Source organism: Caballeronia sp. DA-9, from assembly GCF_051615025.1.
Lineage (GTDB): Bacteria > Pseudomonadota > Gammaproteobacteria > Burkholderiales > Burkholderiaceae > Caballeronia > Caballeronia sordidicola.
Genome location: NZ_CP195132.1, coordinates 930,148 through 955,383, shown reverse-complemented (window position 1 = coordinate 955,383; position 25,236 = coordinate 930,148). Strand labels below are relative to the sequence as shown.

The following is a 25,236-nucleotide window of genomic DNA, read 5'->3' as shown; positions in this document are numbered from 1 at the left end:
GGTGCAGCCGCTCCCTGTTGGTGCAATAAACGCTCAATCCGTGCATTGATGGGTCTTCCAACGATTCGCCATACGATCATTCAATGCAATCAATTTATTTTTTCCTATGCGCCTCGTGCTATCGTTTTTCAACCGCGTTAAATCAGGGATCGTTTAATGACCAGTCTTACTCATCACTGGATCAGAAAATTAACAGAAAGCCGCAAGCCGGCTTATTTGCTGATTCCGGAATTAATCGAAGAAGATCTGGCCAGCGGGCGCTTGCGTCCACGCGACCGGCTGCCTGGTTTGCGCGATCTCGCCGACGAACTGCAACTCAACTACACGACGGTCGCACGGGCCTACGCCGAAGCGCGCAAGCGTGGTCTGCTCGATTCCCGTGCGGGAAGCGGAACCTTCGTTCGCGGCAGGACGGCGACGCTGCCGTTGTCGGGCGGAAGCAGTGTCGAGATGACCATGAACATGCCGCCCGAACCCGCCGAGCTTGCCGCCCGATTGCGCGAGTCGGCGGCGCGTCTTTTTGCGGCGACCGATCCTTATCGTCTGCTGCGGTATCAGGATTTCGGCGGGACTCCTGACGATCGCGCAGCCGCAACGCAATGGCTTAAGCGGCGTTTCGACGACTGCGATGAAGACAAGGTGCTCGTTTGCCCCGGCATTCACAGCGCGCTCGTGGCGCTTGTCTCGCAGCTTGCGCGGCCGGGCGGCACGATCTGTCTGGATACGCTGGCGTACCCCGGCATCAAGGCAATCGCCGCGCAACTCGGCGTGCGTTTGCAGGCGCTCGCGCGCGACGACGACGGTCCGCTCGCTCGCGCATTCGAAGCGCTGTGCAGAAGCGACAAACCAAACGCGTTCTATTGCAATCCGACCATCCAGAACCCGAGCACGGTCACGCTTTCATCGAAACGACGCGAGGCGCTGGCCGACGTTGCGCTGAGATACAGCGTGCCGATCATCGAGGACGATGCATATGGCATGCTGCCCGTGAACGCACCTGACGCAATGGTCTCGTTCGCACCGGATCTGACGTATTACGTGACGGGTTTCTCGAAGAGCTTTGGCGCGGGGCTTCGGGTCGCCTATATCCGCGCGCCATCGTCGCGGCGCGCGCAGCATCTTGCCGGCGCATTGCGCGCAACCACGGTCATGGCGAGTCCGTTCACCATGCTGCTTGCCACGCAATGGGTGAGGGACGGCACCGCCGACCTCATGCTCGACGCCATTCGGGCCGAATCCGCCGCGCGACAGGAAATCGCATCGCGCGTGTTGTCGAAATGGAAGTTCGACGCTGATCCCGCCGGCTTTCATTTCTGGATGCCGATTGATTCCGCGTGCGGATGGCAAGCGTCGGAGCTTGCCCTGCAGTTGCGTTCGCAAGGGATTGGAGCGGTGTCCGCCACGGCGTTTGCAACCGACGGCAATCCGCCCGAAGCTATTCGCGTATGTCTTGGCGGACCGAAGAACCTGGATGAATGCGAAGACGCGCTAAGGCTGATAGCGGACACGGTCGAGCATCCGCATCATCTGCACCTGCCCGTCATGTGACGCCGGAAGTCGTGTCAAGCAGACGTAATGCGCTCTTGCTACGATGCGGCCTGTCCTTTTCAATCGCTCGCCCCAATGCGGAACTTCCGGCTTCTTTGTTTTTTCGCGAGCGCGCTCGCGGCTGCGCTTCTTGCTACGGCGTGTGCCGGCAATCCCAATGCGCTATGGCAGATCGTTCACAACTCATGTGAACCGGCCGCGCGTGGGGCGGACGTGCCGCAGAAGTGTGTCGATGTCGATGCGGCTCAAGGCTACGCGGTGCTCAAAGACATCAACGGTATTGCGCAGTATTTGCTGATTCCGACAAAGCGCATTGGCGGCATCGAAAGTCCTGAATTGTTGAGCGCGGACTCGCCGAATTACTGGCGCGCCGCATGGGAATCGCGACGCTTCGTTACAGCGAAACTCGGCGAGCAATTGCCTCGGGACGAACTCTCGCTCGCGATCAATTCCACCAGCGGGCGTTCGCAGAATCAGTTGCATATCCACATAGATTGCCTGGCGCCCGATGTCGTCGATGCGTTGCGCGAACAGGGCCCGAAGATCGGTACGCAATGGTCTGTGTTCCCCACGCCGTTGCGCGGCCATGCATACAGGATCAGGCGCATTGATGACGCCACGCTCGATTCCGTCGATCCGTTCAAGTTGCTCGCGGCCGATGTTGCGAGGGAGGGCGGCAAGATGGCGGACCAGACGTTGTTGCTGACCGGCACGACCACGCCCGACGGCAAGCCTGCATTTTTCCTGCTCAACGATCACGTGCGCCGGGCGGAGGGCGACTTCGCATCGTCGGAGGAGTTGCAGGATCACAGTTGTGCGATTGCGCGCAAACACTAGGTTAAACGTGGCCGTCGATTGCCTCGAAATTTTTGCTCTGGCGGCCCGCCGCACTTGACTGCACTATGTCGTTTCTATTAATCAGAAAGACGGGACGGCGGCATGACTACGATGCGAACCATAGGCATGATCGGCGGGATGAGTTGGGAATCGACCGCTGAATATTATCGGCTGATCAACCAGGATGTCCGCGCGCGGCTTGGCGGACTGAACTCGGCGCAAGTGCTGTTGCATAGCGTGAATTTCGCGCCCATCGAACGGCTGCAACGCGACGGACAATGGAACGTTGCAGGTATCCGGCTGAGCGAGGCTGCGCGTCATCTCGAGGCGGGCGGTGCGCATTGCATCGTGCTCTGCACGAACACCATGCATCTGGTCGCGCCTCAAGTCGCCGCCGCGGTGTCCGTGCCGTTCCTGCATATCGTGGATCCGACTGGCATCGAAGCTCAAAGACGCGGCGTGCGCCGAGTCGGCTTTATTGGCACCGCGTTCTCCATGCGCGAAAGTTTCTTCCGCGACCGGCTTCTGGAGCGGCATGGAATCGCCACGGTGGTCCCCGAGGCTGCGGAGCAGGCGGTCGTTCACGACATCATCTATCGCGAGTTGTGTCTTGGGATCGTGGCAGAGGAATCGCGCAAGCTGTATCGCGATGTCATTCATGCGTTGGCGGCGCGCGGTGCCGAAGCTATCGTGCTGGGATGCACGGAAATCATGCTGCTGGTGAAGGCGGAGGACAGCCCCGTACCCCTGCTCGATACCACCGCGCTCCACGCCCGCGCCGCAGTCGATTTCTCGCTGGCGCAAGCCTGATCGGTTGAAGCGCCGTAGGTCAGTGCTCGCGCCTGTGGGTGAACACGCGCGGACGCACGGCCTCGATAACAGCCTCCGGCAGCACCTGATGCAAGGTGCGAACGGTGAAGTCGAGATCTTCCATTGCAACGTCGAATACAAGCCTCAGATCGTCGTGATCGCGCGACGCCTGGCTCACATATACGCCGAGCGGTGAATGAAAGAGGCGGCGAAGGCGCTCCCTCGCGGCTTCGTCCTGGGCGCTGCGAAGCACGGCAGAAAGATGAACCCGCGACGCGCACGGCGTTGCCGCGGTTTCCCGCTCCGCAGATTTACCGTTGGTTGCCGAGCCGATGATTCTTTCGAGTACAAGGTTCATGACGTTGCAAGCTCCTGTGTTCGGGATGACTTGCAGCGTATCTTTTCGCGCGTAAACGTCGCGTTAAATTTTCCAGCGCCGCCGTATAAACGGACTTAGTCGATGCCGTGAAAAACCGCGTCATCCGGGCCGATGTAAGCCGGCGCCTTCCAGGCGGCATCGCGCATGGAATGCTGGACCTGTTTTTCCACGCCCAGCAAGACCGCGAAAATGGCCATGCGCACCGGAATGCCGTTATCGGTTTGCCGAAAGATGGCAAGCCTTGGATCATGGTTGAGATCGGTGCTCAGGTCGTTGGCGCCGGGACGGCCATCGCGTGGCAGCGGATGCATGATCAGCGTGTCGGGCCCGCATACGCTTTCAACCAGTGCCTGATTGATTTGAAAGTCAGGCGTATAGCCTTCGATGGATTCATCGGCGAAACGCTCTTTCTGAATGCGCGTGGCATACACCACATCGGCGCCTTTCAGACCGGCGTGCAAGTCGCTTGTCTGCTCGACCACATGGTCGCCGCGCGTGATCTGATCGAGAATGGACGCGGGCATTTCAAGCGACGCCGGCGAGATCAACGTGAACTTCATCCCGCGGTACAACGCCAGCAGCTTAGCAAGCGAGTGGACCGTGCGCCCGTATTTGAGGTCGCCCACCATTGCGATGTGCGAGCCGTCGACGATCTTGCCCACACGTGAAAATTCCCGCTGGATGGTGTAGAGATCGAGCAACGCCTGGCTCGGGTGTTCGCCGGGGCCGTCACCGGCGTTGATCACCGGCACATTGGTCGCGCGTACGAACTCAGCGACCGATCCTTTCTCGGGATGGCGCACCACGAGTGCGTCTGCGTAACCGCTGATCACGCGGCTGGTATCGTAAATGGACTCGCCTTTCGCCATCGATGAAAACGTGAAGCCCGTCGTGTCGCATACCGAGCCGCCGAGCCGGCAGAAGGCAGCGCCGAAGCTCACGCGCGTGCGGGTGCTTGCCTCGAAGAAAAGATTGGCGAGCACCGCGCCTTCCAGCACACGGGTAATTTTTTGCCGCCGCGCGATAGGTTGCATGGTGTCCGCGACCCGGAACAAGGCTTCAACAGAATCGCGCGAGAACTGATCGACTGAAAGCAGGTGCGGGCGGCCTTCGTACAGAATGGAAGGAGATTGTACGCGTTGCGTATATTCGTCGCCGGCGGGTGTCCTCTCCAATATCTCCATGACGTAGCGGCTTGCAATCTCGGGCATTGCGCGCGATTCGGCTGACTCATCCGGAAGCAACCAGGTATCGAGCGCTCGTCGCGCCACGCCGATCCGGTTTGCAAATGCATCGCGCGTCATGTTCAGGCGGCGCATGGCGTCGCGAAGCAGAGTTTGTTGTTGAAGAGACATGTCGGACGCTCCGGGAGATAATGTACGCGCTGCGTATATTAAATTACTCGCCGAAAAGGTGCAATACGACATCGCGTGTGTGCGAAACGCGGCGATGTTCAAACACGTAGATACCTTGCCAGGTGCCGAGAACCATGCGGCCGTTGCTGACTGGAATGGATAGCTGGACTTGTGTCAGCGCAGTGCGCAAATGCGCGGGCATGTCGTCGGGGCCTTCGGCGTCGTGAACGTAGCGGCCCGGCGCTTCCGGGGCGATCGTCTCGAAGTATTGTTCGAGGTCGGTGCGTACGTCGGGATCGGCATTTTCCTGGATCAGCAGCGAAGCCGATGTATGCCGGAGGAATACGGTAAGCAGTCCGGTTTCGATACCTTGCTCGCCGACCCAATTACGGGTCTCGCGGGTGATTTCGTGCAGACCGCGCGTGCGCGTGGTCACGCTCAGGTGATGGAGCGCCTGTTTCATACGGATGTCTCCAGAGGAAGGTGCGTTCGCCTCTGGAGTTTACCGGTTCATGCGAAGTGACACAGGCGAGGCCGCTCATTCAGTGACCGAAGTAGACCGGTTTCGCCGCGTCACGTGCAACGTCAGCCCGTGCGCCCGACGCCGATGTGCTGCCTGTAGACGATCCATACGAACGCGTCGCAATGCCTTGTTGTTCCCAGACTTTCTGCTCGGCGGCCTGAATGTCCTGCGGATAGTTCACGTCTTCGCCGCCCGGGCTATAGCCGGCCTTTTCGAGTTGAGCGAGTTCGGCCTTGACCTGCGCGCGCGTCACGGGGCCGTTGCTCTGGGCGAACGTGAAAGCCGGTGCTGCCAACGCCGACGAGAGAACCAGTGCGGAGATAAGGAATTTTTTCATGATGACCTCAATAAAGTTAGTGATCCGATGTATTTAGCTAACTGCTAAACATGTTTTTCGATGCCTGGGCTCAAGGGCTCAATATGGGCGCGCGAGCGTTAGTTGGTTTCGCTGGCGCTTGCCGGCGTTGTGTTTGCCACTGCGTTGTTTGCCCGCTCTTGAGCAAGGCGCGTTTGCTGTTGCTCGAGTTGATGCGCGAAGATTGGATTGACGTCGGGGTAAGAGGTGTCCGTCACAAAATCGCGGCCGTCTTTCTGTGCCTGAATCAATTCCTGATAGACCTGCGCGCGGGTCTTGGTCTGTGCGAATGCGCTAGCTGAAGCAATTGTTCCAAGGGCTACGAGAGCGATGGCGAGGACTTTCATGTTCTTCTCCAAAGAGATTAAAAGGGTTAAGTGTTTTTGCGCTGTGTGCATTGGAGAGAACCCGGCAAAAGCCCGCGATATTCCCGACAAAGCCGATTATTTTCATGAACGAAAAAATTTGAATTTGACGGGAATAAGCCGTGATGGATTGTGTTTACGCGCTCAGGGACGCTTTTCTTTTCCGCTGGCGGGTGTTCTGGCGCGTAGCCTGAGGCCATGCGCAAACGGAATAAATCGCTTCATACTGTGTTCGCCTTATACCGACAGCAATTTTCCAATCGATCATGTCCGTAGCAAAACCACCTTCGGAATCCAGGCTCTCCGAGTCCGATGTCCAGGCTTACGCCGACGGCATGCTCGATCCGAAACGCGCGTCCAGCGTCCAGCGCTACTTGCAAAAGCGGCCTGACGAGGCGCATCGTGTAGCGTTCTATGGACGGCTCAACCAGCAAATGCAGAATGCCTTTCACGAACCTGCCGACGAATCGCCCCCGCGCAAATCTGCTCCTCCGGCGCCAAGAAGAGCGATCAGCATTGCGCTGATCGCCGCCGCAGCCGCGCTGGCGCTCGTCGCAAGCGGACTGTTCGCCTTCGACATCTCGGATTCCGCGCTCGACAATGCGTCGATCATGGCGCTTGAGCAGGCGGTCGCGTCGCAGGACATGGCGACCGGCGCGAGCGGTTATGCAAGCTCGGCGAAGGCGCTGGCGGACGCGCCTAACTTATATGTCGTAGGATTTCATCCGGCTGCGCGCCGCGACATGTCCCTGGGGCCGTTTGCCTCGGCGTCAGAGTATGTGTACCGGAATGCGGCGGGCGACGCAGCGGTCCTGCTGGTTGCGCCCGGGATCATGGCAAAACCGCAGCCGCAGTGGCGGGCGCATCGCGTAGGTGAAACGCGCCTGCTCGAGTGGACTGCGGGCGGAAAACGCTACGTGCTGGCCGGGCGCGCGAACACGCGCGGTCTGATGCGCGCTGCGGACTTGATGACGGGCAACTAAAAAAGACGCGAGGAAAGGGAATAACCCGCAAAACGCGGTGTTAGCCCGATCATTCACAGCGGCGTTTTTTGCTCAGCGCCGGCGCAAGCTTACAAAATGAAGGAAGGCCAATGGGCGTCCGTGACGAGTTAATGGAACATGTACCGCGATTACGCCGCTACGCGCGAGCGTTGATCAATAATCGCGACCTTGCCGACGACCTGGTTCAGGACACGCTCGAACGCGCGCTCCGGCATACCGAGAAATTCCAGACCGGCACCGACATGCGCGCGTGGCTTTTTACCATCATGCATAACGTATTCGCGAATCAGGCGCGCCGCGCGGGCGTGAAGGCGGTGCATGTTTCCGTCGATGACGAGAATATTTCCGAGCGCGAGTTCGCCGTGGCCGGCACGCAAACGCAGTCGCTTGAAATGCGCGATCTCGATTTCGCGCTGCAGCGGCTGCCGCTCGATCAACGCCAGGTCGTGCTGCTGGTAGGCCTGGAAGAAATGAGTTATTCCGATGTCGCGCAGGCGCTGGAAATTCCCATAGGGACCGTCATGTCGCGGCTTTCGCGCGGACGTGAGAGACTGCGCGCGCTGATGGCGGGCGCGCAACCCGGCGCTAAATTACAGGTGGTGCGATGAGCGAACAACAAACACCGATTACCGAAGACGAAATCCACGCCTACGTGGACGGATCGCTGGCCGAACATCGCCGCGATGAGATCGATCGGCTGCTGGAACACGACGAAGGACTCGCCACCAAGATCAGCGACTATTTTTCGTTGAACAGCATGTTCCACGACCGCTACGATCGCGTGCTGAGCGAACCCGTGCCGCAACGGCTGTTGCCGCCCGAGCGCCGCCGCTGGCGCGACGCTGCAAACTGGCCACAGTTCGCCGGAATGGCGGCGGCGCTCGTAATAGGCGTGGGCATTGGCGTGGGCGGCATGATGAGCAACGTGGGCGGTCGTGCGTTGATGCCGGGCAGCGGTGGCAGCGGGCATGTGGAACGCGCGAGCTTCACGCCCGGCGAATCGTTCGCGCGCCAGTCTGCCGTTGCGCACGTGATGTATGCGCCCGAAGTGATGCGGCCCGTCGAAGTTGGCGCCGATCGCGAGCAGGAACTGGTGACGTGGGTCTCCAAGAGGCTTGGCACCGACGTCCGGCCGCCTGTGCTCACGCGTGTCGGTTTCGAACTGATGGGCGGGCGCCTGTTGCCCGGCGACGATGGTCCGGTCGCGCAGTTCATGTATCACGACGCGAAGGGCGAACGCATTACGCTATGCATTTCGCATAGAAAGATCAGCTCGGACACGACCGCGTTCAAGCTGTATCAGGATGGCTCGGTGAATGTGTTCTATTGGATCGATGGCGACTTCGGCTATGCGGTTTCGGGCGCGATCGACCGCAAGGTATTGCTCGAGCTTTCGCATGACGTCTATTCGCAGTTGACACAGATGGGCGACGTCAAGCCGCAGACGTCCACTCAGTAAAACTTCTGGCTGACTCCGGCGTGATGCGCCGGAGTCAGCCGTCGACATCAAAGTGAAATCCTGGTCCATCAGGATATCGAATCAAAAAATCAGCCATGAACAAACATCCTCCCCCTTCGGACCGGCATCGCTCACGGCAATCCATTCCGCTATTCCGGCTGGCGGTCATAGGCGCGGTTGTGGCTGCAATGGGCGGCGCTTTTGTGTATGCATCGGGCTTCGCCGCGCCCGAGCGCCTGACGCCGCAACGTATTGTCAATACGTTTGAAGCGAATGCGGGCGTTCATCCGGGATTTCGCCGCAATCACGCTAAAGGCGTTTGCGTGGAGGGGTATTTCGAAGGGAACGGGCAAGCGTCGGATATATCGAGTGCAAGCGTGTTCACGGCAATGCGTACTCCGGTTGTAGGCCGTTTTGCGATTCCCGGAAGCAATCCCTCCGCTCCGGATGCCAGCGTCCCGGTGCGCAGTCTTGCGCTTGATTTCAAGCTGCCCGACGGCCAGCAATGGCGCACCGGCATGAATAATACGCCGGTGTTTATTGTCAATACGCCGCAGGCTTTCTTTGCTCAACTGGTCGCATCGCAACCGGATCCCGCGACCGGCAAACCCGATCCCGCCAAGCTCAAGACGTTTTTTGCCGCGCATCCGGAGACCCAACCGTTTCAGGCATGGGTGAAAAACCATCCGCCGTCATCGAGTTTTGGAAACGCCGCGTACTACGGCATCAATGCGTTTCGCGCTATCGATGCAAGCGGCAAGACGCATTTCATCCGCTGGTTCATGGTGCCCGAGGCGCAGTATTCGCCGGTCACTGCCGACCAGAAGGGCGAGCACGATTTCCTCGATGCCGAATTGCGCGGCCGCCTGGCAAATGGCCCGTTGCGCTGGCATCTCGTGCTGACTGTTGCCCAACCCGGCGACGTGACCAACGACGCAACCCAGGCGTGGCCCGAAGACCGGCCGCACATTGACGCGGGTACGCTTGTGATCGAACGCGAAACGCCGCAAGCCGATGGCGATTGCCGCGATATCAACTACGATCCGACCATTCTTCCCACCGGCCTGAAATCGTCCGACGATCCGCTACTGGCGGCACGCTCGTCGGCCTACGCGGTCTCTTATAATCGCCGCACGCATGAGGAAGCGCGTGCTCAGGTATCCGCTCAGGCGTCCTCTCAAGCATCGACACGGAATCCCCAATGAGCGCCGAACATCGACATTTCAGTCCCGCCGCGCGGTTTTTCCACTGGCTGATGGCGCCGCTTGTCATAGCCATGTTGTTCATTGGAGTGGGAATGGTGGCCACGTTGTCTTCGTGGCATCAGACGCTGATTGCAATCCACAAGCCGCTCGGCATTGCGATCCTCGTGCTGGTGAGCATGCGGTTCATCGTTCGATTGACGCACCGCACGCCGCCTTTGCCCGATGACATGCCGCGTTGGCAGCAGCACATCGCCCATCTTTCGCACTGGGTCTTTTATGCGCTGTTGTTCGCCATGCCGCTCGTCGGCTGGTCGATGCTGTCGGCGGGCGGCTTTCCAGTCCATCTGTTCGGATCGGTCTACTTGCCGCCCATCGCGCCACAAGACGTGCGGCTCTACGCGTTCTTGCGCTCGGCGCATACGACCCTTGGGTTATTGCTGTTCGCGACCTTCCTCGCGCATTTGGGCGCGGCCATGTTCCACGGCCTGATCAAACGCGATGGCGTGTTTTCGAGCATGGCGCGAGGCCGCGCGCGAGGTCACGAGTAAGCGGGCGGCTTCATGACAAAGGGTCATGCAGCCTGCTCGACAGGCGTGACCTCCAGCTCGAGTTTTTGCGCGCCGCGCAGCACGGTGACGTTCACGACGCGGTCAATACGCGTTACATCCAGGCTCCGCTGCAAGCTGTCGACGCTGTCCACGGGCAACGCGTCGATAGCGACAATGCGGTCGCCCGTGCGCAATCCGCCGGTTGCTGCGGGACTTGCTTTCACCACTTCCATCACATGCACGCCGCTGGCCGAAGGCAAGCCGAAGTAGCGCTGCACGCGTCGCGAGATGGGCGACGTTGTCCCCGCTACGCCTATGTACGCGCGCCGCACGCGTCCGTGAGCGAAGAGCTGCATGATGACCCACTTGGCGGTATCGATGGCGGTCGCGAACGAAATGGCCTGCGCGCCCGCGATGATCGCCGTGTTCACGCCAATGACCTGTCCCGCCGAGTTGATCAGCGGACCGCCCGAATTGCCCGGGTTCAGCGCCGCGTCGGTCTGGATCACGTCGTAGATCATGCGTCCGGAATTGGATCGCAAGGAGCGGCCGAGCGCCGAGACAACGCCGGTCGTAACGGTCTGGGCGAGGCCAAGCGGATTCCCCACGGCAATCGCGATCTGTCCAACGCGAAGCTTGCCGGATTCACCGAGTTCGACATGCGGCAATACTTCGGCTGAGCCGATGCGCAGCACCGCGAGGTCGCTGTCGGGGTCGTCGCCGACCAGATCGGCGTCGAACGTACCCCCGTCGGCGAGCGTGACGCGAATATGCGTCGCGCCGTGCACGACGTGGCTATTGGTCAGGAGATAGCCGTCGGGTGTGAAAATGAAACCCGATCCGGTTCCACCTTGCGTACCGCGTGGATTGCGGCCATTGGCTCCGCTAGCCACGTGCCGTTCGACTGAGATGAACGCAACTGCTTGCTGCACGCGTTCAAGCGCGCCGATGACCGTGCGCGAGTATGCGTCGAGGAGCGCTTCGTCGCCGAGGGGAGTCGAAAGGGCGGCCTCGGCGGCGCCGCGCGACATGTCATCGATAAATTGGGGACGGCTTCCCATGGTCGTGCTCCGGATAAATGGAACTTGAGATGCGGGATCAGGCCGCCGATTTCAAGCGGTGACCAGACAGCTTCCGTTTGGAAAGCCACCGTCAGCATTTTCGATGCGATCGATATCAGGAATGATCGTTTAGTCGCGCCTGCGTGCATTGCTAACATCATCGGCTGGCTTCCTTTCCTGCTCGTCTCCATGAAAATCCTTAACCGCCTTGCCGCCTGCGTTGCAATGGCGTTATTGGCTTCCTTTGCCATTAACGCGGTTGCGCAAACGCCATCGGGCGACCCCGTCAAGCTACGCATCGGCTTTCAGAAATCGTCCACGCTGATTGCAATCCTCAAGGCGCGCGGCACGCTGGAAAAGGCGGTCGCGCCGCTGAACGTGCGAATAGAGTGGAGCGAGTTTGCAAGTGGATTACCGCTTACGGAGGCGCTGAATGCCGACGCCGTGGACGTTAGCGCCGACGTGGCCGACACGGTTCCGGTCTTCGCGCAGGCAGCGACCGCCAATTTTGTTTATGTCGCGCAGGAAACGCCGTCGCCTTCGGCGCAGGCCGTAATTGTTCATCGCGATGCACCCATTCATTCGCTCGCCGACCTCAAGGGCAAGCGTATTGCCGTGACCAAGGCGGCTGGCGTCCACTATCTGTTGCTGTCCGCGCTTGCCCGCGCGAAGTTGACGCCCGCCGATGTCAAGATCAGCTATCTCGCACCCGCCGACGCGCGAGCGGCGTTCGAGCGCAATGACGTGGACGCGTGGTTCGCATGGGACCCGTACGTGGCCTCGGTGGAACTGGATCCGGGCGCACGCATTCTGATCCGTGGCGATGGGCTCGCGTCCTATCAGCGCTATTACCTCGCATCGACTCCGTTCGCGCAAAAGTACCCGCAGATCGTCGATATCGTCTTCAAGCAACTGGTCGCGGCCGGTGTCTGGACCAAGGCGCACCCGCAAGATGCGGCCAGGATTCTAGCGCCGGTGTGGGGACTCGATCAGGCGACGGTGGAGCGCGCCAATTCACGCCGCACGTATGCAGTGCGCGCGGTCGTGGCGAAGAATTTCGGCGAGCAACAGGCCATAGCCGACAGTTTCTACCAGGCGAAGCTCTTGCCAAAGCCCGTCGATACCGCGAGCGCACTCGTCTGGGACTTTGCATCGCGCAAGGCGGTTGCGGCGAATACGGCAACCAGCGCCAACGTCGCCGCGGAAGGTGTTGTCAAACAACCTTAGCGAATGACCAATCGACAAAGCCGTGTTCCCAAAACCGCCCGCGCTTGCAGGCGGTTTTGCTTCAAGTGAACCGGGCTTTCCGACCACACCGGCCTGAGCATTCATTCATCCAGGGAGGCATTCCCATGCCCGATAAAAAATCACTTGCCATTGCATCGCGTCGTAAAGCATTGCTCAAACTCGCGGCGCTTGGTGCAGGCGCAACCAGCGCGTTGACCGGAACCGCGGCGCTCCTGACCAGCCAGAACGCGGTTGCCGACGGTTCGGAAAAGGTGTTTCGTATTGGCTATCAGAAGTATGGCAACTTCGTGGTTCTGAAAGCCCGCGGCACGCTCGACAAGCGGCTTGCCGCGCAAGGGATCACGGTGCAATGGCTTGAATTCCCGGCGGGTCCACAACTGCTCGAAGGACTCAATGCAGGCGCGGTCGATGCAGGCACGGTCGGAGAAACGCCGCCTATTTTCGCGCAGGCAGCGGGCGTGGATTTTGTCTATGTGGGCAACGAACCGCCCGCGCCGCAGGGCGAGGCAATCGTCGTGCAACAAGGGTCGCCGATCCGCTCCGTAGGGGATCTGCGCGGCAAGAAAGTGGCTTTGAACAAGGGTTCGAACGTCCATTACCTTCTTGTTGAAGCATTGAAGAATGCCAAGCTTTCCTACACCGATATCCAGCCGGTCTACCTGGCTCCTGCCGACGCACGCGCTGCATTCGTGCAAGGCAGCGTGGACGCATGGGTGATCTGGGATCCGTATCTCGCCGCCGTGGAACGGCAGGCAAACGCGCGGGTGATCGCGGATGGCACGAATCTCGTGCGCAACACGCAGTATTACCTCGCGACGCGCAAGTTCGCGACGGCCCAGCCGCTTCTCGTGCGCGCGCTACTGGAAGAACTGGATCACGTCGATCAATGGGGCCGGGACAATATCCCCGATGTCGCCAAACTTTTATCGCCGCTGGTCGGGCTAGACACACCCACGCTCGAACGCGCGCTGAAACGTACGGCCTATGGCGTGCAGCCGATCACGCCGGAGACGATTGCCTATCAACAGCAGATCGCCGACGTATTTACGGGCCTCAAGCTGATTCCGAAAAAGCTGGCCGTCGCCGATGCACGCTGGAACGTCGGCTAATGCGTTCACGGAACCATCGCTAAGGCGTCACTTGAGACGCGTAAGCAGAATTGGCGAGAACCTTAGCTCAAATAAATCGTTCATGGGAAAAGTGCGCGTCGCTAAGATGATTCATCGGAACGGGCGCGGGTCCGGCGTATGCACTCGCATTTACGGCTACTCATTTCCGCTTGGCGGATAGACCGCACGGCACGCGCTGAACCTCGATTCAATAAGCAAGGCAGGAGCACGACAATGAATGTTTTCTGGTTCATTCCGACGCACGGCGACAGCCGTTATCTCGGCACGACCCAAGGCGCGCGCGCCGCGGACTATGACTACTTCCGCCAGATCGCGGTAGCTGCCGACACGCTCGGTTATGAAGGCGTCCTGCTGCCCACGGGCCGTTCGTGCGAAGACGCGTGGGTCGTGGCGTCGAGCCTGATTCCGGCAACGAAGCGCCTCAAGTTCCTGGTGGCGATCCGTCCGGGACTGAGTTCGCCGGGGTTGTCGGCGCGCATGGCGTCCACGTTCGACCGCTTGTCCCATGGGCGTTTGCTGATCAATGTGGTGACGGGCGGCGATCCGGTCGAACTGGCGGGCGACGGCGTGTTCAATGATCACGATACGCGCTATGAAGTCACGGACGAATTCCTGAGCATCTGGCGTGGCTTGCTGGAGTCGTCGCACGAAGGCGGTTCGATCGATTACGAAGGCAAGCATCTGACGTCGAAGGGCGGCAAGGTGCTTTATCCGCCCGTGCAGAAAGCGCATCCGCCGCTGTGGTTTGGCGGTTCCTCGCCGGCGGCTCACGAGATCGCGGCCGATCATATCGACACGTATCTGACCTGGGGCGAGCCGCCCGCGGAAGTCGAAAAGAAGATCAGCGACATTCGCCGCCGCGCCGCAGAAAAAGGCCGCACGATCAAGTTCGGCATCCGCCTGCATGTGATCGTGCGCGAGACGGAAGAAGAGGCATGGGCGGACGCGGACAAGCTCATCAGCAAGCTCGACGACGAAACCATCCAGCGCGCTCAGGCGTCGTTCGCCAAGATGGATTCGGAGGGCCAGCGACGCATGGCGGCGTTGCATGGCGGCCAGCGCGACAAGCTCGAAGTCTACCCGCACCTGTGGGCCGGCGTCGGTCTCGTGCGCGGTGGCGCGGGCACGGCGCTTGTCGGCAATCCGGAACAGGTCGCGGGCCTGATGAAGGAGTACGCGGCGCTTGGTATCGATACGTTCATCCTGTCCGGCTATCCGCATCTTGAAGAGTCGTACCGGTTCGCCGAACTCGTGTTCCCGCTGCTGCCGCGCGAGCAGAAAGAGCGCGCGGCGGGTCCGTTGTCGGGACCGTTCGGCGAGATCGTGGGCACGTCGTATCTGCCGCGTGCATCGCAGAGCTGAAACAGGGAAGCACAATGAACGGACTTCCATTTCTTCGTCGTGCCGGCGTGCAGGCAGCGCCATGGCTCGTGCCCATCCTGATCCTCGTTGCATGGGAACTGGCGGCGCGAACAGGCGGCCTGTCGTCGCGTGTCCTGCCTGAACCGCTCGCGGTCGTCAAGGCCGCCTGGGAACTGATCCAGTCCGGCGATATGTGGGCGAACGTGAAGGTGAGCGCGTGGCGCGCGTTGACGGGTTTTGCGATCGGCGGCGGCATTGGTTTTGTGCTCGGACTGGGTACGGGTCTCTTCAAACCGGCCGAAGTCGCGCTCGACTCGACCGTGCAGATGATCCGCAACATCCCCGCGCTCGCCATGATTCCGCTGGTGATCCTGTGGTTCGGGATTGGCGAGGAAGCGAAGCTGTTCCTCGTTGCTCTTGGCGTGTTCTTTCCGGTTTACACCAATACATATCACGGCATTCGTTCTGTCGACGCAGACCTGATCGAAATGGCGCGCAGCTATGGACTCTCGGGTTTCGCGTTGTATCGCGACGTCATACTTCCGGGGGCGTTGCCGTCCATTCTCGTGGGCGTGCGTTTCGCGTTCGGCCTCATGTGGGTGATGCTGATCGTGGCGGAAACCATCTCGGCGCAATCGGGGATTGGATACATGACCATGAACGCGCGTGAGTTCCTGCAGACCGACGTAGTGGTGGTCGGCATCTTGCTGTATGCGTTGCTCGGCAAGCTCGCCGACATGCTCGCAAAATCCATCGAGCGCGCGACGCTGCGCTGGCATCCTGCCTATCAGAAGGGAGCAAAATCGTGACATCGATTCTTTCATCGGGCAACGTCGCGTTCGCCAATGACCAACCGCGGGTCGTTGCACGCGAGCGCACGCCGGCGTCTCCTTCGCCGCGTTCGAATCCCGCGGACATGGCCGTCGCGCTCCAGGGCGTCGATAAACATTTCGGCAGCCGAAAGGTGCTCTCCAATTTCGATTTCGCCATTGAGCGCGGCAGTTTCGTGTCCATAGTCGGACGCAGCGGTTGCGGCAAGTCCACGCTGCTGCGCCTGATTGCCGGGCTTGAGAAAGCCACGGGCGGTGTCGTGCGTCGCAACGCGGCTGAAGGTTCGAGCGAATTGCAGACGCGCATCATGTTTCAGGACGCACGGCTGTTGCCATGGAAAAGCGTGCTGCAAAACGTGATGCTGGGCTTGCCGAAATCGTCGCGTGAGGACGCGCGGGCTACGCTTGCGGAAGTTGGCTTGAGCGCGCGCGAGGACGACTGGCCGGCGCAATTGTCAGGCGGCCAGCGTCAACGCGTGGCGCTTGCTCGCGCGCTTGTGCATCGGCCGGATTTGCTGTTGCTGGATGAGCCGCTTGGCGCGCTCGATGCGTTGACGCGCATCGAAATGCACGCGTTGATCGAGCGGCTATGGCGCGAGCATGGTTTTACGGCGCTTCTGGTCACACACGACGTTCAGGAAGCCGTGGCGCTGGGCGAGCGCATCGTGCTGATCGAAGAAGGCAGGATTTCCTTCGACGCCGCCATCACGCTCGCACGTCCGCGCACGCGCACGGCGGAAGGTTTTGCAGAGCTGGAAGAACAGGTTCTGTCTCGTGTGCTCAAGCATGGCGTGCAGGTTGCCTAGGTCATGGTCAATTAAGCCATGGCAACACTTTGCCGATGTCGACCGGCCCCGGCATGACTCGTTAAAAAAGGGAGCATCACATGGGCATCACAGCAATCAACGTACGCAACCAGTTCAAAGGCCACATCAAGGAAATCATTCGCGGCTCGGTGGTATCCGAGGTCGATGTGGAGACGCCGCACGGCATTGTGACGTCGGTGATCACCACGCGCTCGGTCGACGAACTCGAGCTCAAGGTGGGCAGCGAAGTCATCGCGTTCGTGAAGTCGACAGAAGTCTCGATTGCACGGCTCTAATGCAAACGGGGCGAACCTTGGTTCGCCCCGTTTTACTTGACCCCCGTTCAGATCAGAAGGCCGGAATGATGGAGCCTTTGAACTGCGTATCGATGTAGTTCTTCACATCGGGCGACTCATAGGCCGATACCAGTTTCTTGACCCAGGGTGCATTGCGATCCTTCTCGCGAACGGCGATCAGGTTGGCGTACGGGCCCTTCAGGTCTTCAATGGCGATAGCGTCTTTGGTTGGCTGCAAGCCGGCCTTCACTGCGTAGTCCGTGTTGATCGACGCAGCGGTGAGGTCGTCCAGCGAACGCGGCAACTGAGCCGAATCGAGTTCAACCAGCTTGATACCCTTCGGATTTTCAACCACGTCGAGCGGCGTTGCATTCACGCCGTCCTTGCCCACGCCCGCCTTCAATTTGATCACGCCGTTCTTTTGCAGCAGCAATAGCGCGCGATTGCCGTTCGACGGATCGTTCTGGATACCGACCTTGGCGCCTTGGGGCAGGTCCTTCAGCGACTTGATCTTCTTTGAGTAGAAGCCCATGGGCGCGACATAGGTCAGGCCCACGTTGACGATCTTGTAGCCGCGCTGCTTGATCTGGCTATCGAGGAACGGCTGGTGCTGGAAGCCGTTGGCGTCCAGGTCGCCCGCGTCGAGCGCCGCGTTGGGCTGGATGTAATCGTTGAATTCGATCACCTTGATCTTGAGGCCTTCACGGGCCGCGACCTTCGACACCTCGGTCCAGATCTGCGCGTCCGGGCCGCTCATGGTGCCGACGCGCAGGGGCGCGTCTTCCGCATGGGCCGTGCCGAATACTGCGCCAAGCGCGGCGAACGCGACGCTTGCAATGATAGTTCTGCGATGCATGTGGAAACTCTTTCTGGTTAGCAGGGCCGCATCGTCTCACGACTTTCGCGGTGTTGGAACGAATCTGTTTTCATGTCGTTATGCAAATTTGAAAGGATGCATGGAAGCTCGCATCACGCACGCGACAAGCGCCGGTTATCGATCCACATGCGCGCCCAGCGCGCCGCGTAGGCCACGGCGAGGTCGGATTCGAAGAAGTAGTCGAGCGCGTCGAAAACATAAGCGCGTTTTTGCAGCGACGCTTCGTCCTGAATGACCAGGTTGGCGGCGAACAGACCGCTCGGCAGCGGTTGTGCAGCGGGAGCGACTTCATAGCCCTTGTAGTGCATGCTTGTTTGACCTCCGGTATTCGATGCAGTGAATTGCACGCACCCAGATTAGCCAGCGCCGCTTGACAAGGGAAACAAGCAATTGGCAGAAGCAAAGCCGCTCGAAGAGGGGATTGGAAAGAAGCAAATGTGGTGAAGGCGATGCGCAGGACGCAAGCGTTCAATCCGGACGCCACTGCTTTGGATAACGAACGTAGGCCACGGTATCCCGGCCTTAGCTACAGAATGATCGGCAGATATGCAAATGAATAAAAGATGGTATCCGCACGATTAACTTTCGCCTACCTTATAAGTGCGGTGGCCGGAGCGCGCCGCGCCGGTCAGGCGTTCAAGGAGAACAGCGATGTCCGAACAGAAAGCCATCTTCAGGAGCTGGGGCAGTGAGGTGCTGCGTCAGTGGCGTGCACGGCGCGCCGCGGCCGCCAGTCTTGCGCGAGAAACAGCGCGCGAGCCATATCATCTTGAACGCATCGCCACATGCGCGTGCAGCGGGTATTTCCATATGGGATATGTGGTCGACTCCTTTGTATTTACTCCGGAATTGCCGTTCAAGGACTAGCGCCACCGGCGCGCATCCCTGAACAATGATCAGACTTTTAGGTCCCGAGACTCAATTTGACCGATGTATGAAAAAACGCTGTGACCTGGATTGCCCGCTGTCTTTCGTTCCGACTCGCGGGAACGCCTTCCAATGAAGCTGGATGATATCGAGGCATTTGTCGCGGTTGTACGTTGCCAGTCGCTCACGCTTGCGTCCGAGTGGCTTGAAACAACGCAGCCCGCCGTCACACGGCGCATCCAGAGCCTGGAAGAAGCGCTCGGCGTTGAACTGCTCGACCGCAGGACCAAGCCTCTGAAACCGACATCGGCGGGGCGCGCGCTCTACGAGCAGTGCCGGGTGATCGTTCGCGAATCTGGCGTGTTGCGCGGATTGGTCGCGAGCAACGCGCCGCTTGCCGGCCCCTTGCGTATCGGCGTGGTGCAAACGGTCGCGGAACTCGCATTGGTCGATGCCCTGCGTGAACTCAAGCGCGTACATCCCGATCTGAAAGCCCGCGTCTCCACCGGTTGGGGCGGTCAGTTGCTTCAGCAAGCGGAAGACGGCGCATTCGATGCGGCTGTCATGCTGCTGCCTTCCAATCAGCATTTCGCAGCGCCGCTCGCGGCACGGTCGCTAGGCCGTATCGAGGTGGTGATCGTCGCTCAGAAAGGTGCGTTGAAACCGCGCGTGCATCGCCTGAAGGATCTGCATCAGCATGGCTGGGTGCTCAATCCGGACGGTTGCGGTTTTCGTGCCGGACTGCAAAGGACGCTTGCCGCGCAGGGTCTGCCGCTCAAGATCAACCTGGAAACGCTCGGGTCCGAGTTGCAGCTCGGACTTGTTGCCGACGGCGTAGGCCTGGGTCTCGTACCCTTGCCGTTGCTCGAAACAAGTGAACACGCCGGGCGCCTAGAAGTTGTGAAGGCGGCGGATTTCGACCCGGCCGTCGACATCTGGCTGGTCCAGCCGTATGAACCGGGGAAGCTCCAGGCTGCCGTCGACGTATTGGCGTCAAGTATTCAACGCAGCTTCGACGCCGCCCGGATCACGCGAATGAGTCTGCCGGAAACCCGCTCGGTCGCTTGAGAATTGCGACGCCAAAAGCAAAAAGGCAAAAAGCAAAACGCCTGGCGCGGTGAACGGGCCAGGCGTTTTGCTTTCGTCGCGCTGCAAACTCAACGCGCCGTATCGAGTTCGGCGATTGCCTCGCGGGCATTGAACGCCAGCGCGAATTGCGCAGCTTGCCGGCCTACGGTTGCGAGTTGCTCGGCGACCTTCGGATCGGAGCAGGTATCGATGGTCTCAAAGCGTGTTTCCAGCGAGTTCACGGCCGCGCCATAGGGCGTCGGCCAGCCGCGCAGCGCATGGACAATGGAACGCAGGGAGGTCAGCACGGCACCGCCGCCTTGCCATCCATACGCCGTCACCACGCAACCAACGGCCCGGCCGTCGAGATAGGGGCGCCGGTCGTTGCTAAGCTCTTCCAGCGTGTCCAGCGCGTTCTTGACGAGCCCCGAGACCCCGCCGTGATATCCCGGAGTGCCGATGATCACCGCGTCCGCTTCACGAACGGCTTCGATCAGTTCGACCTGGGCCGTGCTGCGTTCCTTGTGCTCGGGTGCGTAGTGCGGCAGGCTGTGCAGGAAGGTGCCGCCGAACAGGCGCGTGCGCGCGCCCTCGGCTTCAGCGCCGAGCAATGCAAGACGGAGTGCGCGTTCGGTCGATGAAGCCGCGCGGGTCGTGCCGCCAATGCCAACCACGAGCGGGCGGCGAAATTCGAAGCTCTTCAACGAAATACTCCCAGGAGTGCGGTGGGGCTGCGGCCGGCCGAAACAAAGCGAGCCAAAGAAACGCAGCGGATCATTTCTTCATCTTAGCGACCGATTTTCTCCGATGGAACCGAGCTTTGCTTGAATCGATATGCGTTTTGCGTATTTCAACGCACATTTCTCCCCTGCCAAGCCTCGCCGCAGGGCGCTCATACGCTTAAGTAATTAGCGCTTCGCAATTGATTATTAAGGCGATCGCACCGGTTACGTTAAACTTTCGCCTCTCTAGAACCAGGGATGAACGGCGGCCGGCTTGCCCGAGCGATGTTGCTCAATGGGGAGTTCGTCGCTTTTTTTCGTTTACATGATCGAAATACGCAATCTGTCGCAACGTTTCGCAGGCCCACGAGGCTGGATCGAAGCATTGCATAACGTCAACTTGACGATACCGCCGGGCGAAGTGTTCGGCATCATCGGGCGCAGCGGCGCCGGGAAAAGCACGCTGGTGCGCACCATCAACCTGCTGACGCGGCCGAGCGAAGGCAGTGTGATCGTGGACGGCCACGACCTCACCACGCTCTCGGCCGCGCAGTTGCGCACGGCGCGCCGCGATATCGGCATGATCTTCCAGCATTTCAATTTGCTGTCGTCGCGCACCGTCTTCGACAACGTCGCGCTGCCGCTCGAACTGGCCGGCATGAAGCGCGGCGAGATTGAAGCGACCGTGCTGCCGCTGCTGGATCTCGTTGGCCTGACGACACAAAAGGACCGTTTTCCGGCGCAGATCAGCGGCGGCCAGAAGCAGCGCGTGGGCATTGCCCGGGCGCTCGCCAGCAAGCCGAAGGTGCTGCTCTCGGACGAAGCCACCTCCGCACTCGACCCCGAGACCACGCGTTCGATTCTCGATCTGCTGCGCAAGATCAACAAGGAACTCGGCCTCACCATCGTCCTGATCACGCACCAGATGGACGTGATCAAGCAGGTCTGCGACCGCGTCGCCGTGCTCGACGCAGGCCGCGTGGTGGAGGAAGGCAACGTGGTCGATGTCTTCATGCAGCCGCATCATGAAGTCACGCGCGCGCTGATTGGCGATGTCATTGCGCACGAGTTGCCGCCCGCGTTGAAAGCACGCGTGGCCGAGCGCCTGAAGACCGGCGGCCATTTGTTGCGGCTCGCGTTCACCGGGTCGGGCGTGGACCAGCCGATTCTCTCCGAGACCATCCGCCGCTTCGAACTCGATTTCAATATCCTGCACGGGCAGATCGACGAGATCCAGGGCCAGGCGTTCGGCTCGCTTGCCGTGCTCGCGGGCGGCCAGCCGGCGAACGTGGCCGAAGCGATTGCGTACTTGCGTGAACAAGGTGTAGTGGTGGAGGAGATGTCCCATGTTGAGTGAAATGTTCGATATGTTCGTCCAGTCGTTCTGGGAAACGCTCGTGATGGTGGGCATTTCCGGACTCGTCGGCGCGGCGCTGGGCGTGCCGCTCGGCATACTGCTTTATCTCACCGACCGCGACGGCGTGTTGCGCAATCTCGGCGTGAACCGTGTCATGGGCGGCATTGTGAATGCCGTGCGCTCGACACCGTTTATCATCCTGCTGGTCGCGGTGATTCCGTTCACGCGGCTGGTGGTCGGTTCGTCCATTGGCACCATGGCGGCCGTCGTTCCGCTGACCATCGCGGCCGCGCCGTTTGTTGCGCGGCTCGTTGAAACGGCGCTGCGCGAAGTCGATCGAGGCTTGATCGAAGCAGCGCAAGCCATGGGCGCCACGACAAGCCAGATCGTGTTCAAGGTGCTGCTGCCGGAGTCGTTGCCGGGCGTGGTCGCGGGATTGACGATTACGTTCGTGTCGCTGGTCGGTTATTCGGCGATGGCGGGCGCAATTGGCGGCGGTGGTCTCGGCGACCTGGGGATTCGTTACGGTTACCAGCGTTTCCTTCCAGAAGTGATGCTGACGGTGGTCGTAATCCTGATTGTGTTCGTGCAACTGGTGCAGTCATTTGGCGACTGGCTCGTGCGTCGTCTTAGTCATAAATAAGTTTTCATATAAAGCTCAGGGGTTGGTAATGCAACGTCGATTCATCTTCAAGCTGGCCGCCGTGATTGGCGCAGCAGCGCTTTTCGCCAACGTCGCTCAAGCCGACGAAACCATCAAGGTCGGCGTGACCGGCGGTCCGCATGCGCAGGTCATGGAAGTAGTCAGGCAAGTGGCCGCGAAGAATGGCCTGAACATCAAGATCGTGGAATTCGCGGACTACGTGCAGCCGAACGCGGCGCTGGCATCGGGCGATCTCGACGCCAACAGTTATCAGCACGCGCCATATCTGGACGCGCAAGTGAAGGACCGCGGCTACAAGATCATCAAGATCGCGGATACCGTCACGTTCCCCATGGGCATCTATTCGAAGAAGTTCAAGTCGCTCTCAGCGTTGCCCGCGGGCGCGCGCATCGCGGTGCCGAACGATCCGACCAACGGCGGCCGCGCTTTGTTGCTGCTGCAGAAGAACGGCTTGCTGAAATTGCGCGCGGACGCCGGCTTGAAAGCGACACCGCTCGATATTGTCGAGAATCCGAGGAAGCTGAAGATCGTTGAACTCGATGCCGCGCAAATCCCGCGTTCGCTCGCCGACGTCGACGCAGCCGCGATCAATACGAACTTTGCGATGGAAGCGGGGTTGAAGCCCAAGCAGGACGCAATCGCCATTGAAGATCCGAACGGCCCGTATTCGAACATCATCGCCATTCGCGCCGCCGATAAAGACAAGCCGTGGGTAGCAAAGCTCGTCGCGGCTTATCACTCGGCGGAGGTCAAGCAGTTCATCGAAGGGAAGTACGCGGGGGCGGTGATCGCTGCCTGGTAATCAACGTATCGACGTATGAAAAAAACGCGCGGCCATGACGGCCGCGCGTTTTGTTTCAACTGAAAGCGGGTCTTGCGCCTCAGCTCTCTTCGGCCCACGCCATGTTTTCCCGCGCCATCAAGGCCGACGACGCCGCCGGTCCAAACGTGCCCGCCGTATACGTGCGCGGACGATCGTTCAGTTCTTTCCAGCCGTCGAGAATCGGTTCGACCCACGCCCACGCCGCTTCCAGTTCATCGCGACGCATGAAGTGCGTCAGCCGGCCGCGCATCACGTCGATCAGCAGACGCTCGTACGCTTCCGCGCGACGTTCGGTGAACGCCTGCTGCAAGTCGAGATTCAGGTTCACGGGCAGCATATGCATGCCGCTGCCGGGCTCCTTGGCGAGCATCTGCAACTGGATCGATTCTTCCGGCTGCAACTGGATAATCAGGCGGTTGCCGTAGTTACGCGGACCGCTTGGGATAATCGAAAACGGCAGGTCGGCGAATTCGATCACGATCTCCGATTGCTTCTTCTGCAGCCGCTTGCCCGTGCGCAGGAAAAAGGGCACGTTCGCCCAGCGCCAGTTGTTGATATGCGCGCGAATGGCTACGAAGGTTTCCGCACGGCTCTCCGTTGGCACGTTGTCTTCTTCCAGATAACCCTTGACCGGCTCGCCGCCAATCGCGCCCGGGCTGTATTGACCGCGTACGGTATCGCGGGCGATATCGGCAACGGTCATCTTGCGCAGCGAGCGCAGCACCTTGAGTTTTTCGTCGCGCACCGCGTCGGGATCGAGCGACACTGGCGGTTCCATGGCCACGATGCACAACAGTTGCAGCAGGTGGTTCTGCACCATGTCGCGCAATGCGCCGGTCTGGTCATAGAAGCCCGCACGGCTGCCCACGCCCACTGTTTCCGCTACCGTGATCTGCACGCTCTTGATGTACGGCGCTTGCCACAATGGCCCGAAGATCGCGTTGCCAAAGCGCAGCACCATCAGGTTCTGCACCGTTTCCTTGCCCAGATAATGATCGATGCGATAAATCTGCGCTTCGTTGAAATGACGTCCCACCGACGCGTTGATAGCCTGCGCCGAAGCAAGGTCGTGACCCAGCGGTTTTTCCAGCACGACGCGCGAATTCGCATCGACAAGGCCGGACGCCGCAAGGTTGTCGCAGATGGTCGTGAAGAGTTCCGGCGACGTCGCGAGATAAAACACGCGGCAGACATCCTTGCGCGCGGCTTCGGCGAGGTTCAGGTAATCGCCCGGCTGGTCGATGTTGATGCGCACGTATTCGAACAGGCCGAGAAACGTGTCCCACGCCTGCGGTTCGAGCGCCTTTGCATCGACGAAAGGTTTGGACTGTTCCTGGACGAACTGCACGTACTGTTCGCGCGACCAGTCGCGGCGGCCAATGGCGATAATGCGCGTCTGCGCTGGCAGGTTATCGTGCAGATGCGCCATATACAGCGCGGGCAGAAGCTTGCGTGCGGACAGATCGCCGGCGCCGCCGAAAATGATCATGTCGACAGGGAGGTCGGGCGCAGCGGAAGGAGTCTGAGTGGTCATGGTGCGTAGGGAATCGCGGTTGATGCAGCCAAGTTTGCGCTCCGTGGGAGCGGCCTTTTACGACGCTAAGTATGTCGTTATACCAGTTACGCTCCAATCGGGCTTGCCCGGCTTGCGGCCAGGGAACCCGATATCTTTCGCACCTGGCCCGATTTTCCGGCGTGCCTGCTTCGAAAGCGGCTAACGGACAAACTATTTCCCGA

Annotated in this window: 29 protein-coding genes; 19 read left to right on the top strand and 10 right to left on the bottom strand. The window is 60.2% G+C overall.

Going from position 1 to position 25,236, the window contains the following annotated elements; all coding sequences use genetic code 11:
• Window positions 1–156: 156 nt before the first annotated feature.
• The 3 genes from ACRWA7_RS10475 to ACRWA7_RS10465 all read left to right on the top strand — a co-directional run bounded on the left by ACRWA7_RS10475 (window position 157) and on the right by ACRWA7_RS10465 (window position 3,195).
• Complete coding sequence (locus ACRWA7_RS10475) at window positions 157–1,548, top strand: PLP-dependent aminotransferase family protein (RefSeq protein WP_438392582.1); 1,392 nt, start codon at window positions 157–159, stop codon at window positions 1,546–1,548.
• A 75-nt stretch (window positions 1,549–1,623) separates the two neighbouring features.
• Window positions 1,624–2,385, top strand: coding sequence for a CDP-diacylglycerol diphosphatase (locus ACRWA7_RS10470; RefSeq protein ID WP_438392581.1), 762 nt, complete (start codon window positions 1,624–1,626; stop codon window positions 2,383–2,385).
• A 111-nt stretch (window positions 2,386–2,496) separates the two neighbouring features.
• Window positions 2,497–3,195 carry an aspartate/glutamate racemase family protein gene (locus ACRWA7_RS10465; protein ID WP_438392753.1) on the top strand — a complete coding sequence of 233 codons (699 nt, stop codon included), beginning with the start codon at window positions 2,497–2,499 and terminating at the stop codon, window positions 3,193–3,195.
• 19 nt (window positions 3,196–3,214) lie between these two features.
• On the opposite strand, the gene ACRWA7_RS10460 is transcribed toward ACRWA7_RS10465, so the two are convergent.
• From ACRWA7_RS10460 to ACRWA7_RS10440, 5 genes are all read right to left on the bottom strand, one after another.
• On the bottom strand, window positions 3,215–3,553 hold the full coding sequence (locus tag ACRWA7_RS10460) for a hypothetical protein (protein WP_060856701.1): 339 nt from the start codon (window positions 3,551–3,553) through the stop codon (window positions 3,215–3,217).
• Between the two features lie 95 nt (window positions 3,554–3,648).
• Window positions 3,649–4,929, bottom strand: coding sequence for an aspartate carbamoyltransferase (locus tag ACRWA7_RS10455; RefSeq protein WP_438392580.1), 1,281 nt, complete (start codon window positions 4,927–4,929; stop codon window positions 3,649–3,651).
• 43 nt (window positions 4,930–4,972) lie between these two features.
• Entirely contained in the window at window positions 4,973–5,392 is a 420-nt protein-coding gene (locus tag ACRWA7_RS10450) for a secondary thiamine-phosphate synthase enzyme YjbQ (RefSeq protein WP_438392579.1), read from the bottom strand.
• 79 nt (window positions 5,393–5,471) lie between these two features.
• The gene (locus tag ACRWA7_RS10445; protein ID WP_060856698.1) at window positions 5,472–5,789 is read right to left on the bottom strand and encodes a DUF4148 domain-containing protein; all 318 of its coding nucleotides are present in this window, start codon (window positions 5,787–5,789) and stop codon (window positions 5,472–5,474) included.
• A 98-nt stretch (window positions 5,790–5,887) separates the two neighbouring features.
• Complete coding sequence (locus ACRWA7_RS10440; protein ID WP_060856697.1) at window positions 5,888–6,154, bottom strand: DUF4148 domain-containing protein; 267 nt, start codon at window positions 6,152–6,154, stop codon at window positions 5,888–5,890.
• 284 nt (window positions 6,155–6,438) lie between these two features.
• Here ACRWA7_RS10440 and ACRWA7_RS10435 point away from each other — a divergent pair, with 284 nt between their 5' ends.
• From ACRWA7_RS10435 to ACRWA7_RS10415, 5 genes are all read left to right on the top strand, one after another.
• Window positions 6,439–7,155, top strand: coding sequence for an anti-sigma factor family protein (locus ACRWA7_RS10435; RefSeq protein ID WP_438392578.1), 717 nt, complete (start codon window positions 6,439–6,441; stop codon window positions 7,153–7,155).
• A 110-nt stretch (window positions 7,156–7,265) separates the two neighbouring features.
• Window positions 7,266–7,784, top strand: a complete 519-nt coding sequence (locus tag ACRWA7_RS10430; protein ID WP_060856695.1) for an RNA polymerase sigma factor — start codon at window positions 7,266–7,268, stop codon at window positions 7,782–7,784.
• Complete coding sequence (locus ACRWA7_RS10425) at window positions 7,781–8,635, top strand: anti-sigma factor family protein (protein WP_438392577.1); 855 nt, start codon at window positions 7,781–7,783, stop codon at window positions 8,633–8,635. The genes ACRWA7_RS10430 and ACRWA7_RS10425 overlap by 4 nt, the downstream gene beginning before the upstream one ends.
• Window positions 8,636–8,730: 95 nt before the next feature.
• Window positions 8,731–9,840 (top strand): catalase family peroxidase, encoded by a 1,110-nt coding sequence (locus ACRWA7_RS10420; protein WP_438392576.1) that lies wholly within the window; start codon window positions 8,731–8,733, stop codon window positions 9,838–9,840.
• Window positions 9,837–10,388, top strand: a complete 552-nt coding sequence (locus ACRWA7_RS10415) for a cytochrome b (protein ID WP_060856692.1) — start codon at window positions 9,837–9,839, stop codon at window positions 10,386–10,388. The genes ACRWA7_RS10420 and ACRWA7_RS10415 overlap by 4 nt, the downstream gene beginning before the upstream one ends.
• A 23-nt stretch (window positions 10,389–10,411) precedes the next feature.
• Here the strand turns inward: ACRWA7_RS10415 and ACRWA7_RS10410 are convergent, their stop codons facing one another.
• The gene (locus tag ACRWA7_RS10410) at window positions 10,412–11,449 is read right to left on the bottom strand and encodes a S1C family serine protease (protein WP_060856691.1); all 1,038 of its coding nucleotides are present in this window, start codon (window positions 11,447–11,449) and stop codon (window positions 10,412–10,414) included.
• Between the two features lie 189 nt (window positions 11,450–11,638).
• On the opposite strand from ACRWA7_RS10410, the gene ACRWA7_RS10405 reads away from it, so the two are divergent.
• The 6 genes from ACRWA7_RS10405 (at window position 11,639) to ACRWA7_RS10380 (ending at window position 17,121) form a co-directional block, all read left to right on the top strand.
• Window positions 11,639–12,676 carry an aliphatic sulfonate ABC transporter substrate-binding protein gene (locus ACRWA7_RS10405; RefSeq protein WP_438392575.1) on the top strand — a complete coding sequence of 346 codons (1,038 nt, stop codon included), beginning with the start codon at window positions 11,639–11,641 and terminating at the stop codon, window positions 12,674–12,676.
• A 125-nt stretch (window positions 12,677–12,801) separates the two neighbouring features.
• Complete coding sequence (locus tag ACRWA7_RS10400) at window positions 12,802–13,806, top strand: sulfonate ABC transporter substrate-binding protein (protein ID WP_438392574.1); 1,005 nt, start codon at window positions 12,802–12,804, stop codon at window positions 13,804–13,806.
• Window positions 13,807–14,040: 234 nt separating this feature from the next.
• The gene (ssuD, locus tag ACRWA7_RS10395; protein ID WP_060856689.1) at window positions 14,041–15,189 is read left to right on the top strand and encodes an FMNH2-dependent alkanesulfonate monooxygenase; all 1,149 of its coding nucleotides are present in this window, start codon (window positions 14,041–14,043) and stop codon (window positions 15,187–15,189) included.
• Window positions 15,190–15,203: 14 nt separating this feature from the next.
• Window positions 15,204–15,998, top strand: a complete 795-nt coding sequence (ssuC, locus tag ACRWA7_RS10390) for an aliphatic sulfonate ABC transporter permease SsuC (RefSeq protein ID WP_438392573.1) — start codon at window positions 15,204–15,206, stop codon at window positions 15,996–15,998.
• Entirely contained in the window at window positions 15,995–16,825 is an 831-nt protein-coding gene (locus ACRWA7_RS10385; RefSeq protein WP_438392572.1) for an ATP-binding cassette domain-containing protein, read from the top strand. The genes ssuC and ACRWA7_RS10385 overlap by 4 nt, the downstream gene beginning before the upstream one ends.
• A gap of 80 nt (window positions 16,826–16,905) precedes the next feature.
• Window positions 16,906–17,121 (top strand): TOBE domain-containing protein, encoded by a 216-nt coding sequence (locus ACRWA7_RS10380; protein ID WP_056365821.1) that lies wholly within the window; start codon window positions 16,906–16,908, stop codon window positions 17,119–17,121.
• Window positions 17,122–17,173: 52 nt separating this feature from the next.
• Here ACRWA7_RS10380 and ACRWA7_RS10375 read toward each other — a convergent pair whose 3' ends face one another.
• Together ACRWA7_RS10375 and ACRWA7_RS10370 are read right to left on the bottom strand one after the other, a co-directional pair.
• Window positions 17,174–17,977 carry a MetQ/NlpA family ABC transporter substrate-binding protein gene (locus ACRWA7_RS10375; protein ID WP_060856687.1) on the bottom strand — a complete coding sequence of 268 codons (804 nt, stop codon included), beginning with the start codon at window positions 17,975–17,977 and terminating at the stop codon, window positions 17,174–17,176.
• 113 nt (window positions 17,978–18,090) lie between these two features.
• A complete protein-coding gene (locus ACRWA7_RS10370) occupies window positions 18,091–18,306 on the bottom strand; it encodes a hypothetical protein (RefSeq protein WP_060856686.1) in 216 nt (71 codons plus the stop codon).
• Between the two features lie 343 nt (window positions 18,307–18,649).
• On the opposite strand from ACRWA7_RS10370, the gene ACRWA7_RS10365 reads away from it, so the two are divergent.
• A complete protein-coding gene (locus ACRWA7_RS10365; RefSeq protein WP_060856685.1) occupies window positions 18,650–18,865 on the top strand; it encodes a hypothetical protein in 216 nt (71 codons plus the stop codon).
• Between the two features lie 132 nt (window positions 18,866–18,997).
• Window positions 18,998–19,933, top strand: coding sequence for a LysR family transcriptional regulator (locus ACRWA7_RS10360; protein WP_060856684.1), 936 nt, complete (start codon window positions 18,998–19,000; stop codon window positions 19,931–19,933).
• Window positions 19,934–20,022: 89 nt separating this feature from the next.
• Here the strand turns inward: ACRWA7_RS10360 and ACRWA7_RS10355 are convergent, their stop codons facing one another.
• The gene (locus ACRWA7_RS10355) at window positions 20,023–20,637 is read right to left on the bottom strand and encodes an NADPH-dependent FMN reductase (protein WP_438392571.1); all 615 of its coding nucleotides are present in this window, start codon (window positions 20,635–20,637) and stop codon (window positions 20,023–20,025) included.
• A 343-nt stretch (window positions 20,638–20,980) separates the two neighbouring features.
• On the opposite strand from ACRWA7_RS10355, the gene ACRWA7_RS10350 reads away from it, so the two are divergent.
• Genes ACRWA7_RS10350 through ACRWA7_RS10340 form a run of 3 tightly spaced genes read left to right on the top strand, consistent with a single transcriptional unit; the run spans window position 20,981 to window position 23,478 of the window.
• A complete protein-coding gene (locus ACRWA7_RS10350; RefSeq protein WP_438392570.1) occupies window positions 20,981–22,012 on the top strand; it encodes a methionine ABC transporter ATP-binding protein in 1,032 nt (343 codons plus the stop codon).
• Entirely contained in the window at window positions 22,002–22,655 is a 654-nt protein-coding gene (locus ACRWA7_RS10345) for a methionine ABC transporter permease (RefSeq protein WP_438392569.1), read from the top strand. Before ACRWA7_RS10350 ends, ACRWA7_RS10345 begins: the two co-directional genes overlap by 11 nt.
• Window positions 22,656–22,683: 28 nt before the next feature.
• A complete protein-coding gene (locus ACRWA7_RS10340) occupies window positions 22,684–23,478 on the top strand; it encodes a MetQ/NlpA family ABC transporter substrate-binding protein (RefSeq protein WP_438392568.1) in 795 nt (264 codons plus the stop codon).
• Between the two features lie 79 nt (window positions 23,479–23,557).
• Here the strand turns inward: ACRWA7_RS10340 and zwf are convergent, their stop codons facing one another.
• Window positions 23,558–25,033 carry a glucose-6-phosphate dehydrogenase gene (gene zwf, locus ACRWA7_RS10335; RefSeq protein WP_438392567.1) on the bottom strand — a complete coding sequence of 492 codons (1,476 nt, stop codon included), beginning with the start codon at window positions 25,031–25,033 and terminating at the stop codon, window positions 23,558–23,560.
• Window positions 25,034–25,236: the final 203 nt, after the last annotated feature.

Excerpts from the sequence above, each read along its gene's own strand:
- ACRWA7_RS10340 (WP_438392568.1), top strand. The coding sequence starts at position 22,684 with ATGCAACGTCGATTCATCTTCAAGCTGGCCGCCGTGATTGGCGCAGCA.
- ACRWA7_RS10455 (WP_438392580.1), bottom strand. The coding sequence starts at position 4,929 with ATGTCTCTTCAACAACAAACTCTGCTTCGCGACGCCATGCGCCGCCTG.
- ACRWA7_RS10465 (WP_438392753.1), top strand. The coding sequence starts at position 2,497 with ATGCGAACCATAGGCATGATCGGCGGGATGAGTTGGGAATCGACCGCT.
- ACRWA7_RS10360 (WP_060856684.1), top strand. The coding sequence starts at position 18,998 with ATGAAGCTGGATGATATCGAGGCATTTGTCGCGGTTGTACGTTGCCAG.
- ACRWA7_RS10400 (WP_438392574.1), top strand. The coding sequence starts at position 12,802 with ATGCCCGATAAAAAATCACTTGCCATTGCATCGCGTCGTAAAGCATTG.
- ssuD (WP_060856689.1), top strand. The coding sequence starts at position 14,041 with ATGAATGTTTTCTGGTTCATTCCGACGCACGGCGACAGCCGTTATCTC.
- ACRWA7_RS10475 (WP_438392582.1), top strand. The coding sequence starts at position 157 with ATGACCAGTCTTACTCATCACTGGATCAGAAAATTAACAGAAAGCCGC.
- ACRWA7_RS10440 (WP_060856697.1), bottom strand. The coding sequence starts at position 6,154 with ATGAAAGTCCTCGCCATCGCTCTCGTAGCCCTTGGAACAATTGCTTCA.
- ssuC (WP_438392573.1), top strand. The coding sequence starts at position 15,204 with ATGAACGGACTTCCATTTCTTCGTCGTGCCGGCGTGCAGGCAGCGCCA.
- ACRWA7_RS10345 (WP_438392569.1), top strand. The coding sequence starts at position 22,002 with ATGTTGAGTGAAATGTTCGATATGTTCGTCCAGTCGTTCTGGGAAACG.
- ACRWA7_RS10435 (WP_438392578.1), top strand. The coding sequence starts at position 6,439 with ATGTCCGTAGCAAAACCACCTTCGGAATCCAGGCTCTCCGAGTCCGAT.
- ACRWA7_RS10460 (WP_060856701.1), bottom strand. The coding sequence starts at position 3,553 with ATGAACCTTGTACTCGAAAGAATCATCGGCTCGGCAACCAACGGTAAA.
- ACRWA7_RS10425 (WP_438392577.1), top strand. The coding sequence starts at position 7,781 with ATGAGCGAACAACAAACACCGATTACCGAAGACGAAATCCACGCCTAC.
- ACRWA7_RS10370 (WP_060856686.1), bottom strand. The coding sequence starts at position 18,306 with ATGCACTACAAGGGCTATGAAGTCGCTCCCGCTGCACAACCGCTGCCG.
- ACRWA7_RS10450 (WP_438392579.1), bottom strand. The coding sequence starts at position 5,392 with ATGAAACAGGCGCTCCATCACCTGAGCGTGACCACGCGCACGCGCGGT.
- ACRWA7_RS10405 (WP_438392575.1), top strand. The coding sequence starts at position 11,639 with ATGAAAATCCTTAACCGCCTTGCCGCCTGCGTTGCAATGGCGTTATTG.
- ACRWA7_RS10365 (WP_060856685.1), top strand. The coding sequence starts at position 18,650 with ATGTCCGAACAGAAAGCCATCTTCAGGAGCTGGGGCAGTGAGGTGCTG.
- ACRWA7_RS10375 (WP_060856687.1), bottom strand. The coding sequence starts at position 17,977 with ATGCATCGCAGAACTATCATTGCAAGCGTCGCGTTCGCCGCGCTTGGC.
- ACRWA7_RS10380 (WP_056365821.1), top strand. The coding sequence starts at position 16,906 with ATGGGCATCACAGCAATCAACGTACGCAACCAGTTCAAAGGCCACATC.
- ACRWA7_RS10470 (WP_438392581.1), top strand. The coding sequence starts at position 1,624 with ATGCGGAACTTCCGGCTTCTTTGTTTTTTCGCGAGCGCGCTCGCGGCT.
- ACRWA7_RS10445 (WP_060856698.1), bottom strand. The coding sequence starts at position 5,789 with ATGAAAAAATTCCTTATCTCCGCACTGGTTCTCTCGTCGGCGTTGGCA.
- ACRWA7_RS10430 (WP_060856695.1), top strand. The coding sequence starts at position 7,266 with ATGGGCGTCCGTGACGAGTTAATGGAACATGTACCGCGATTACGCCGC.
- ACRWA7_RS10410 (WP_060856691.1), bottom strand. The coding sequence starts at position 11,449 with ATGGGAAGCCGTCCCCAATTTATCGATGACATGTCGCGCGGCGCCGCC.
- ACRWA7_RS10415 (WP_060856692.1), top strand. The coding sequence starts at position 9,837 with ATGAGCGCCGAACATCGACATTTCAGTCCCGCCGCGCGGTTTTTCCAC.
- zwf (WP_438392567.1), bottom strand. The coding sequence starts at position 25,033 with ATGACCACTCAGACTCCTTCCGCTGCGCCCGACCTCCCTGTCGACATG.
- ACRWA7_RS10350 (WP_438392570.1), top strand. The coding sequence starts at position 20,981 with ATGATCGAAATACGCAATCTGTCGCAACGTTTCGCAGGCCCACGAGGC.
- ACRWA7_RS10420 (WP_438392576.1), top strand. The coding sequence starts at position 8,731 with ATGAACAAACATCCTCCCCCTTCGGACCGGCATCGCTCACGGCAATCC.